Genomic DNA, 648 nt, shown 5'->3' with positions numbered 1-648 from the left:
CGAAGTAAATTCGCACCTACAGGAAGCATATGCTGTAGGTGAGGTTTTATACCTAGCTTTTTATTTTATATAGATACAATCCCAGTAAGGGTATGAAGCAATTTTATCGACAATTTTAGCCCGCAAAGGATTAGCAATAATATATCTAGCATTGTTCAGTAAATCGTTTTCATTTTTAATCATGTGATCATAGTAGTTACGTTGCCATAATTTATACATACCTAAATCGTCACGGGTTACTTTAGAGCAACGGCCTTTAAATAACTTAATTACATCGGACAGCGCTTTTTTATTTCCTAATTGAATTAGCCAATGTATATGATTTGGCATAATTACAAATGCTATTGTTTTAGCTGCTTCTTGCGTTTCTATCTTTTTCATTTCTGTGATTATCAAACGATTAATATCCATAGAAATAAATATGTTTTCTCTTTTGTGCGCCACTAGTGTGATTGAGTAAAATCGATTTGTTAATGATACTCTGCCTTTTCGCAATAAATCAGAACGATACATTTTTACAGTCCTTCAGTACTTTTTATTAAAGGTAGCAGAGGTTTTTAAAATAAGAGAGCGCGAGGTAAATTCGCACCTACAGGGTGTGTATGTTGTAGGTGAGGTTTTATTACCTCGCTTTGGTAACGTTAGGTT

At 33.6% G+C, this 648-nt stretch carries 1 protein-coding gene; it reads right to left on the bottom strand.

Annotation, left to right across the window (positions count from 1 at the left end; translation table 11 throughout):
- Positions 1–60: 60 nt before the first annotated feature.
- Complete coding sequence (locus tag P20429_RS07850; protein ID WP_007584139.1) at positions 61–513, bottom strand: transposase; 453 nt, start codon at positions 511–513, stop codon at positions 61–63.
- Positions 514–648: the final 135 nt, after the last annotated feature.

The sequence above is a fragment of the Pseudoalteromonas sp. BSi20429 genome, from assembly GCF_000238895.1.
In the GTDB taxonomy this organism is placed as follows: Bacteria; Pseudomonadota; Gammaproteobacteria; order Enterobacterales; family Alteromonadaceae; genus Pseudoalteromonas; species Pseudoalteromonas arctica.
Note: the sequence above shows the minus strand (reverse complement) of the source record. Positions and strands in the feature narration are given on the sequence as shown.